The organism is uncultured Campylobacter sp. (assembly GCF_938045625.1).
In the GTDB taxonomy this organism is placed as follows: Bacteria; Campylobacterota; Campylobacteria; order Campylobacterales; family Campylobacteraceae; genus Campylobacter_A.
Genome location: NZ_CALIAV010000011.1, coordinates 18,056 through 27,340, shown reverse-complemented (window position 1 = coordinate 27,340; position 9,285 = coordinate 18,056). Strand labels below are relative to the sequence as shown.

The following is a 9,285-nucleotide window of genomic DNA, read 5'->3' as shown; positions in this document are numbered from 1 at the left end:
ATGGCGGATACGGCTTTCACTCGATGTGGCAGGATATCGCGGGCTTTTTGACGCCACAAAACGAAGCGCTCGTAAGAGCCGAGCTTGGAATTTAGACGAAATTCGCCCGTTAGGTCAAGCAGCGGCGAAATTTGCAAATTTAATAATGACAAAGTGCCGTTTATAACGAAATTTTAGAATATGGGCTATGTATATTTTCTAGGGCGAGGCTCGGGATACACCAAAATAGGGGCGAAAAACGAGCTGCAAAGACGCGCAGAGTTTGAGCAAAAATTTGAGGCTTGCAAACAAAAGGCGCGAGAAATTTTAAATTTATAGATATCGCTAAAATTTTACTCTTTGCGGTGAGCTAAATTTAAAACCGTAAATTTCTGCAAAAAAACAAAGAGACCTTAAAATAGTAAAATTTAAGTCGTAAAATTTTACGCATTTTTTCTACTTAAAGTTTTCATACTTTTTTCAAATATGCGCTCACGCCGCCGCGCGTATCGCAACGAAAATCTGCTAAATTTTAAGAGCCCGATTTGCGCTTGCGGCGACGGGGGCGCAAAACGCCGCAAATATCAGACAAAATATCCGTAAATTTAGTCGAAACGCAGTAAAATTCGAGCGGCAAATTTAACAAAAGGAGTGATCGTGGAAAATTTATTGTTAGCGCAGTTGCGCGAGGCGCTACCGCAGGGCATGCGCGTGCCGAGCGAACTTGAGGCGCTTTATGCGTGGATCGAAGCAAACGGCTTTTATGACGATGTTGGCGGGCGCAGACGCGGCTATCTCTACCTGCAGGATCGGCTACGGCAGAGCTGGAGTGACGATGAGCGCGAGGGCGGCACGGACATCGTATTTTTCACGGATGAGCCGAAAAATCGCGACGAGGAGCTAAGGTATTGGTTTTACGACGAGGATCGCGAGCTTGCCGCCGAGATCAAGCAGCGGCTTTGCGTGTTCGCAGGCAGCGGCTCGGAGGGCTCGATGTGTGCGCTGTGGCTGGATGATGCGGGCGAGACTAGACCCCGCACATGGGCTCCGGCTCGGGCTCGACGATGACCTGCGTTTTGGCTCGCAGCGGGCTTGATTTTTTACGGCTGCTCGCGATCGGTTATGATGAAATCTGCTGGGACGAGGATTTTAGCGCGCCGCCAAACAACGACGATTTTATCGTGCATCCAAATCTGAAATTTCAGCAGTGGGTAACACAGACGTTCAAAACGACGATCCCGCAGACTGCACTTGAGCTAGTCACTCCCGCGCATCTAGACGACGAGAACTCAAGCGATGAGTTTTTGATCTGGGTAAATCGCGTCGCGAAGTGAGGTTTAGTATAAATTTATGGCAGGTTAAAATGCACAATGTCGCCGCTTTTAGCGCCGCCGAAGCTCTTGTGAGTATAATTTATTCTTGATAAAAGATCGCTTGCAGGATCAAAAACAGCGGCAAATTTTATCGGCATAAGCCGAAATTTAATTCATTATAAAGCTATAAACGAGAGAAAATTTTAGCTCGCCAAAAAAGCGAGCCAAAAACCTAATGGCGGCAGTTTTTGCAGTCTTTTACGGTTACGAGCACATTCATCTTTTCGATGAAATTTCCGAGCTTTCTTTCTAAATTTTCCTTGTACTCATTCAGCGCCTCGCAGAAGTTATAGTCCTCGACGTATCCGCAGCTCTCGCATACGACATGGATGTGCGGGTAGCTAAAGATGTCGTAGCGCGCCTTTTGGTTTGGCATATTTACCTCGACGACAAGGCCTTCGTCCTTTAGCATATTTAGGTTTTTATACACTGTCGCGAGCGATACGGACGGGGTTTCGGCACAGATCTCTTCATAAAGCTCATCGATCGTCGGATGCGTGTGACGGTCGAGGATTTTGAGCACGCTGAGGCGCTGCGGAGTAGCTTTGAGGCCATGATTTTTGAGAAGTTCCATATAGTTCATCGTTTTTCCTAATATTTTTTGCTAAATATACAAAAATTTTATTTAAAACTTCTTTATAGTTGGTAATATAAATTATTATTTACTAAAATTTGTGTCATTTGTAGTCAAATTTATGCTTTTTGCGAGTTTAAGCGCTATACTCAAGGTAAATTTTAGACCTTTGGGCTTAAATTTGAATGCGATTTAAATTTGACGGTTTGCTTGCCGAATTTAAATAAAAAGCCGACTTTTAATACGGCGTAAATTTTACTATCGATCGTTGCAACCGAACGCCGCTTATCATCGCTACCGTAAAATTTATTTTTTGTCGGTTGCAGCGGTATCGCAGCATTTTAGATAAGGCTACGTTTTTGAAGCAAAGGCGTAAAAATAATTCGCATTTTTGAGTTTTCGCTAATTACGATTTTAAATTTAAACAAGCTTCTATACCTTGCCGTACGACCAAATTTACGAGCAAAAATCTACTTAAATTTTACCTTTTTTGATAAAATCCGCACCCAATCAAGCATCGGCGCCAAATTTAAGCGTTTTATAGGCGGTAAAAACGAAAGTCTGTAATGTTTTTTAGCGATTTTTATCCTAGGGCGCAGCGAGCAAAACAAGCCTTAGCACAAAGTCTATCGAGGCTCAAATTTAACCCAAAATTCGCTCGCAAGCCAGTCCGTAAAAAAGATAAACGAAGATAAAAATCAATAAAACCGGCTTGATGCGTGCAAATTTACCCGTACCGTTTAAGGCGCGGTAAATCAAAGTAAGAGCGGCGAGACCGAGTATAAAAAGGTTTGTTTTGCTCAAATTTTTCGCCTTTTCCGTCCAAATACGCTCGCCCAAACTCGCAAAACCGAAGCGCGAAAACGCTTCATCTCAAATTTAATCCGCCGTTTCGGATAAAATTTTCTCGCAAATGCTTGCCGCATCGATACCAAGAGCCCTTTCGACATCGGCCGTAGCGCCGTGCGGGATAAAGACGTCGTCAAACTCAAAGCTAACGATGCGCACATCAAAAATGCGCTGCTCTTGCAAAAATGCAGCCAAAATCTCGCCTACGCCGCCCTTTTTTGCGGTATCTGAAAAGACGTACCAAATTTTATGCCTGCGCGCGAGCTCTTGCAAAAGTTCGTCGTCAAGCGGCTTAACAAACACCAGATCAACAAGGCTCGGGTCAAATTTGCCGTTCGTTTTTTCAAGCAAAATTTTGCGCGCGGCGTTTGCCTTGCCCACGGCGTTACCGTAAGCGATAAAGGCTGCTTTGCCGCCGCCCTCGACCAAGATTTCGCCCTTGCCGAGCTTTAGCTCGCGCGCTTCAAATTCGCCCTGCGCCAGCGCAAAAGCTCCGCGTGGGTAACGAAAAGCGCAAGGCCCCTCGTGAGCGTAGGCGTAGCGCATAGCGAGCCTAAAGCTATCGGCGCAACGAGGCGCAAAAATCGTCAAATTCGGGATCAAATTTAGATAACTAACGTCAAATGCGCCCTGATGCGTCTCGCCGTCCTCGCCGACTATGCCCGCGCGGTCCATCGCAAAGACGACGTTTAGGTTCATGATCGCACAGTCGTGCACGACCTGGTCAAATGCCCGCTGCAAAAAGGTCGAATAAATCGCGATAAAGGGTTTAAAGCCTTCCTTCGCCATCGCTGCCATCGAGGCGACAGCGTGCTGCTCGGCGATCGCGACGTCCCAAAATCTATCGGGAAACCTCTCCATCAAAGCGTCTATGCCCGTGCCCGTAGGCATCGCGGCGGTTACTCCGACGATATTTTTATGCTCGCTAGCTAGCTCGGTCAAATTTTCCGCAAATAGCGCGGTGGCCGATTTGGCGGCTGATTTTTTGATGGCTTCGCCGCTTTGCAAATCAAACGGACTCACGCCGTGCCAGCTGGCCAGATGCCCCTCGGCCTTTTCGTATCCCTTGCCCTTTAGCGTCTGCGCATGTACGACGACGGGCTTTTTCATCCCCTTTGCGACATTAAACGCCTCGATAAGCGCCCTCACGTCGTGACCGTTTACGGGACCGATGTACTCAAGCCCAAGCTCCTCGAAAAACATCCCGGGCGTAAAGATCCTGATGCCCTCCTCCATCCTGCGCGCCATATACGCGGCGCCGTCTGGCATATAGCTCAAAAATCGCTCGACGCGGCTTTTAAACTTCTGATACAGCGGCCCGGCCATCATCTGCGACAGGTAGTTGCTAAAGGCGCCGATGGGCTTGCTGATGCTCATTTCGTTGTCGTTTAGGACGATGACGCATGGGTTTTTGATATCGCCCAGCTCGTTTAGCGCCTCGTACGCGATACCCGCGCTCATCGAGCCGTCGCCGATAAAGGCCACTGGGATGCGATCCTCGCCTTTTAGCTTGATCGCCTTTGATGCGCCGACTGCTAGCGAGATCGAGGTGGAGCTGTGGCCTGCGATAAAGTAGTCGTATTTACTCTCGGATGGCTTAGTGTAGCCGCTGATACCGCCAAATTTTCTAAGCGTGTCAAATTTGTCCCAGCGCCCCGTGATTAGTTTGTGCGCGTAGCTTTGGTGGCTAACGTCAAATATAAACGGGTCTTTTGCTGCGTCGAAAACATAATGCATCGCGACGATAAGCTCGACTGCACCGATGTTTGAGCTAAGATGTCCGCCATTTGCGCTGACGGTTTGTAAAATTTTATCACGGAGCTTCCCGCAAAGCGCTTCAAGCTCCTCCATATTCATAGATTTTACGTCTATCATTGTCCTATTATCTTTTTGATTTTTTCTAGTCTGGCTTCGATGGTGCCCTCGAGGTTGCCCGCGTCGCTAAGCACGATCGCTCCGCCCGCGCTGATGGCTTCGTCGGCGGAGATTTTGACGTTTTGACCGGAGAAATTTTCTTTGATAAACTCGTAATCTTTCGGATTTACTTTGACTTGCACCTCTTTGGCGTCTTTTATCTCGCTAAAAAGCTCCTTGCAAATAGCCGCCGCGATGTTTGCCGAATTTAGCGAAATCTCTTTTTTTACGACCTCTTTGGCTATATCAACTGCGGTAGCGGGTAACTGCGCCTCGCTAGATGCGATGAGGCTTTCAAATTTAGCCGCCTGCTCTTCAAGCTTATTTATAGAGCCTAGATATCTGCTCTCAAGCGCTTTTAGCTCCTCGTCAAATTTAGCCGCCGCCTCGTCTCTACCCTGCTTTATGCCGTCCTCTTTAGCGCGTTGGATCTCGCTCTCTAGGCGTTTGGCAAATTCGTTTTCTTGATTTTCGATTTGCATTTGCAGCTTTATCATACTACCGCTCATCTCGTCGGTGCGCTTTAGCAGCTCCTCGATAAAGCTTGATTCAGGCTTAAAATGCGCGCTTTGCTCTTTTGCGTCGTTTAAATTTGAGCTCTCTTGCTCGCCGTTTAAAGCTCGCTCACCTTGATGTTCTGACGCGCGGCGAGTCCCGCTCTCGTGAGCCGCTTGCGCATCATCGCTTCTTTTTTCCTGACCTAAAATTTTAAACCGATAGTTTTCTACGAAGTGCTCTTTTGAGCGCTCATTTGTTATTACGCTACTTTTCATTCTATCATCTCATCGCTTTCGCCTATTTGGAACGCCCCGCTTTCGGCTAGGGCCTGAACCTGCTCTACTATGCGGCGCTGCGCCTCTTCGACGTCTTTTACGCGCACCGCTCCCAAAAACTGCATTTCTTCTTTAAACGAATCGCTGGCGCGCTGAGACATACTGGAGAGAAATTTATCTCTCAATGCATCGCCGCTACCTTTTAGGGCAATCATAAGGTCTTTTTTATCGACGTTTTTAAGTATTTCGCGGATAGCTGCTTGATTGAGGGTGTTAATATCCTCAAAGGTAAACATAAGCTCTTTGATGGTCGTAGCGAGCTTGTCGTCGACGTCCTCGATATATTCGATCGTAGCTTTTGACGCTTTTTGACCGAGGCGGTTTAACACCTCCGCCACGGCCCTTGGTCCGCCGACTTCGACCTTGTAGGACGTGAGGCTCTCTAGTTTGCCTTCTAGCACCGTTGAAACGCGTTTGATTATAGATGGACTGATGTCGCCCAAATTTGCCATTCTCACGACGACCTCGCTTCTAAGCTCGTTATTAAAAAACGAAAGCGTCTCGGCCGCACTAGTTGAGTCCATATGCGCCAAAATAAGCGCGATAGTCTGCGGATGTTCGTTAACAATAAAGTCCGCAAGCTGCTGAGGCTTGACCTTGGTAAGATAACCGAAGCTCTTTGTGTTTTCCATGCTTTTTGCGAGCTTGTCGAGTATCTTTTGCGCGGCTTCAGGACCAAAGGTGCGGTATAAAATTTCTTTCGCGTACTCCAAGCCGCCGCTTCTCATATATTGATTTGACTGCATGAGAGCGTAAAATTCTTCTAAAACCGCAGCAGCTACGCTTTTGTCGGTACTCTTTGCGGTAGCTATATAGCGCGAAATTTCGGTTATGACGTCAACCTCCATATGCGAAAAAAGCAGAGTCGTGACATCTTCGCCTAGCTGAATAAGCAAAATAGCGACCTTTTCGGGCATCGAAAGGTCGTCGTAAATCATCTTTTGTTGTTCATTTAACTTTATTGCCATTAAAAGTCCTTACGGTTGCTAAAGTCAGAATCGTTTTTTATCATATCTTGAAGCAATACGGCTATCTCTTCACTGCGATCTTGAACGACTAGTTTCATCTTTTCTAGTAATACATCGTAGCGCAGGTCGTCCTCGTTAAAGTTATCTCCGATACCCAGCTGCTCCTCAACCTTTTTCCTAGCTGCCTGAAATTTCTCCAGCGTATCCTCGCTATCCTCGAGCTGAACCTCATTTTCGGATAGATCAATCTCTTCTTCTTTTACGTCCTCAAGCATTTTGGTCATAAACGGCGTAATGACTTTCTTGTAGAATACATATAGTAAGATCGCTACAAAAAGATACTTTAAGATAGGCAAAAACGGCACTACGTAAAGCTCGAAAAAGGACTGAACTTTGCTAGCCGGCGTCTGTCCGTCTTGACGCTGGAACTCAAAGTTGCTAACCGTGACCTCGTCGCCTCTGTTTTGATCAAAGCCGATAGACTGACGGATAAGAGCGTCTATACGCGCTAGCTGCTCTTTATCAAGCGGTACGTAGGCTATTTCGCTAGTCGGATTTCCTTTTTCGTCTTTTTTATTTTCGTATTTTCCATCCACGACGACAGCGGCGCTTAGGCGGTTTATCTTAGCAAATTGATCCTTGACGCGCTCGACTTTTTTTGAAATTTCATAGTTTGTCGTAGATGAGCTTTTTGAGTACAGCTCTTTCATTTTACCGTCTTGAAGACCTTCTACCGGACCGATGTTGCTCACGGCTCCCGGCACGCCTTGTACTTCGGCTTCTTTGCTACCTTGGCGTTTTTCTTCGACGTTTTGTTCGCTTCTAGCTACGGAGTTTGGATCAAAGGTCTCGCTTTGGCTATCTTTTCTAGCAAAGTCAAAGTCTATCGTTACTTTGGCTACGACCTTATCCGAGCCGCCCACGATAGGCGATAGGACGTTTATGATTTTTTCTTCGAGATTGTGCTCGGCGTCGCGTTTATAGCGGATTTGTTGCGTGATCTGATCGCTATCGTATTCGCCGTCCTCCTCGCCTAGCGGTACTCCGTCCTGGCTCACGATTTTGACTTGCTCTGGTTTTAAATTTGCCACCGCTGCGGCGACTAAATTTTTAATGCCCGTGATTTGTTTTAAATTTAAGCTCTGTCCGTCTTTTAAATTTAATACGATAGAGGCGCTTGGCGGCGTGGCTCGCTCGGTAAAAATAGTTTCTTTGGGTATCGCGATACGCACGATGGCTTTATTTATCGGCGCTAGACTTTCGATCGTGCGAGCTAGCTCGCCCTCGAGCGCACGCTGAAATTTAACCTTTTGCTCAGCATCAGTCGCGCCAAATTCTTGTTTATCGAAAATCTCAAATCCAACCTTGCCGTCTTTTAAAATCCCAAGCGACGCGATCGAGATCCTCTCGCGGTAAACGTCCGAGTTTGGCACCAAAATCGTGCCCTCGTTTAAAATTTTATACTTTACCTTATCTTTTTCAAGCTGCTGGATTATTAGCGCAGAGTCTGCGGCGGAAGTGTTTTCAAAAAGTACGCTATAGCCGTCGTAGTTTTCGTTTGAGCTTTTGTGAATGCTCAAAAACACTAAAAAACCGACCACGAGCACGACCGAGCCCGCGGCGACTAGGCGCTGTCTTAACGAGAGGTTGTGATAGACCTGTCCGATTTGTTGAATTGCGGTTTTGAAATCCATTTACTTTAAATTTCCCCCAATTTGTTTTAAAACTACGTCGTTTTGACTAGGCAGTCCGATCGTTATGCGAACCGCGTTTAATCCGTAGCCTTTTAGATCACGTAAAATTATACCTTTTTTTAACAGATTTTGAGCAAGCTCGCTCGCGTTTTGACGCTCAAACTCAAAAACGATAAAATTCGTAAAGCTTAGTAGATGCTTTATGCCGTGAAGATCGGCAAAATCTTCATATTTTTTCATCTCTTCAAAATTTGTTTCAAGCGTCATTTTTACAAATTCTTCGTCTTTTAGCGCCTCTATGGCCGCTTTTAAGCTAAGCGTCGTTATGTTAAACGGCGCCCTTAGTTTTCCCAGCTCGTTCATCACGCTTTGCTCGCCGATGCCGTATCCCACACGCATACCGCCAAGGCCGTAAGCTTTAGAAAACGTGCCCAGATATATCGCGTTTGGAAATTTAGCTATGAGTTCACGCGGTTTTATCTCTTTTTTCGTGTCTTTAAATTTAGCAAACTCCTGATACGCGCCGTCGATAACCACGAGCGTATCGGCGTCAATCTGCTCTAAAAATTTATAAATTTCTTCAGCATCCAGGCAGCCTCCTAGCGGATTATTCGGTACGCACAAAAATACTACTCCGATCTCGTCTTTTTTAGCCTTGTAAATTTGCAAAAACTCGTCTAGATCGTGCTCTTTACTATCAGTTTTAAAAACCTTTGCACCCGCTGCTTTGGCGTAAATTTCATACATAGCAAATGTTATGCCTGCAATCAAAATTCCCTTGTTTGCGTTTGCTTTTGCGTGCACGGCAAATTCTATTATCTGATCGCTTCCGGAGCCTATTACGATAGATTTTGCGCTAACGCCAAAATTACTAGCTAGCGCAGCCTTTAGCTCAAAGTAGCTGTCGTCCGGGTAGAGGTGCATTTTATTTACTATCTCGCTGACTGCTTTTACTACCGCAGGACTCGTGCCGTACGGGTTTTCGTTGCTGGCTAGCTTGATGACGTCTTTGGCGTCGATGCCGTATTCGCGCACGACTAGCTCGATAGGCTTGCCCGCCTCGTAGCTCACTAAATTTGCCAAATTTTCGTTAAATTTCAT

The 9,285-nt window shown here is 46.3% G+C and carries 10 protein-coding genes; 3 read left to right on the top strand and 7 right to left on the bottom strand.

The window, feature by feature from the left end; translation table 11 throughout:
- Nucleotides 1–180 precede the first annotated feature (180 nt).
- From Q0386_RS00720 to Q0386_RS00710, 3 genes are all read left to right on the top strand, one after another.
- Nucleotides 181–318 (top strand): hypothetical protein, encoded by a 138-nt coding sequence (locus Q0386_RS00720; RefSeq protein WP_297961557.1) that lies wholly within the window; start codon nt 181–183, stop codon nt 316–318.
- Nucleotides 319–636: 318 nt separating this feature from the next.
- Nucleotides 637–1,047, top strand: coding sequence for a hypothetical protein (locus tag Q0386_RS00715; protein WP_299025669.1), 411 nt, complete (start codon nt 637–639; stop codon nt 1,045–1,047).
- A complete protein-coding gene (locus Q0386_RS00710) occupies nt 1,044–1,313 on the top strand; it encodes a hypothetical protein (RefSeq protein WP_299025666.1) in 270 nt (89 codons plus the stop codon). The genes Q0386_RS00715 and Q0386_RS00710 overlap by 4 nt, the downstream gene beginning before the upstream one ends.
- Nucleotides 1,314–1,524: 211 nt before the next feature.
- Here the strand turns inward: Q0386_RS00710 and Q0386_RS00705 are convergent, their stop codons facing one another.
- From Q0386_RS00705 to hisC, 7 genes are all read right to left on the bottom strand, one after another.
- Entirely contained in the window at nt 1,525–1,935 is a 411-nt protein-coding gene (locus Q0386_RS00705) for a Fur family transcriptional regulator (protein ID WP_299025663.1), read from the bottom strand.
- A gap of 633 nt (nt 1,936–2,568) precedes the next feature.
- Complete coding sequence (locus Q0386_RS00700) at nt 2,569–2,730, bottom strand: hypothetical protein (protein WP_299025660.1); 162 nt, start codon at nt 2,728–2,730, stop codon at nt 2,569–2,571.
- Nucleotides 2,731–2,805: 75 nt separating this feature from the next.
- Nucleotides 2,806–4,647: a 1-deoxy-D-xylulose-5-phosphate synthase gene (gene dxs, locus Q0386_RS00695; RefSeq protein WP_299025672.1), complete on the bottom strand. Its 1,842-nt coding sequence runs from the start codon at nt 4,645–4,647 to the stop codon at nt 2,806–2,808.
- Nucleotides 4,647–5,462, bottom strand: coding sequence for a flagellar assembly protein FliH (gene fliH / locus Q0386_RS00690; protein ID WP_299025657.1), 816 nt, complete (start codon nt 5,460–5,462; stop codon nt 4,647–4,649). Before fliH ends, dxs begins: the two co-directional genes overlap by 1 nt.
- Nucleotides 5,459–6,490, bottom strand: a complete 1,032-nt coding sequence (fliG, locus tag Q0386_RS00685; RefSeq protein ID WP_039895120.1) for a flagellar motor switch protein FliG — start codon at nt 6,488–6,490, stop codon at nt 5,459–5,461. The genes fliH and fliG overlap by 4 nt, the downstream gene beginning before the upstream one ends.
- Nucleotides 6,490–8,184 carry a flagellar basal-body MS-ring/collar protein FliF gene (gene fliF / locus Q0386_RS00680; RefSeq protein WP_002947290.1) on the bottom strand — a complete coding sequence of 565 codons (1,695 nt, stop codon included), beginning with the start codon at nt 8,182–8,184 and terminating at the stop codon, nt 6,490–6,492. Before fliF ends, fliG begins: the two co-directional genes overlap by 1 nt.
- Nucleotides 8,185–9,285: a histidinol-phosphate transaminase gene (hisC, locus tag Q0386_RS00675; protein ID WP_299025650.1), complete on the bottom strand. Its 1,101-nt coding sequence runs from the start codon at nt 9,283–9,285 to the stop codon at nt 8,185–8,187.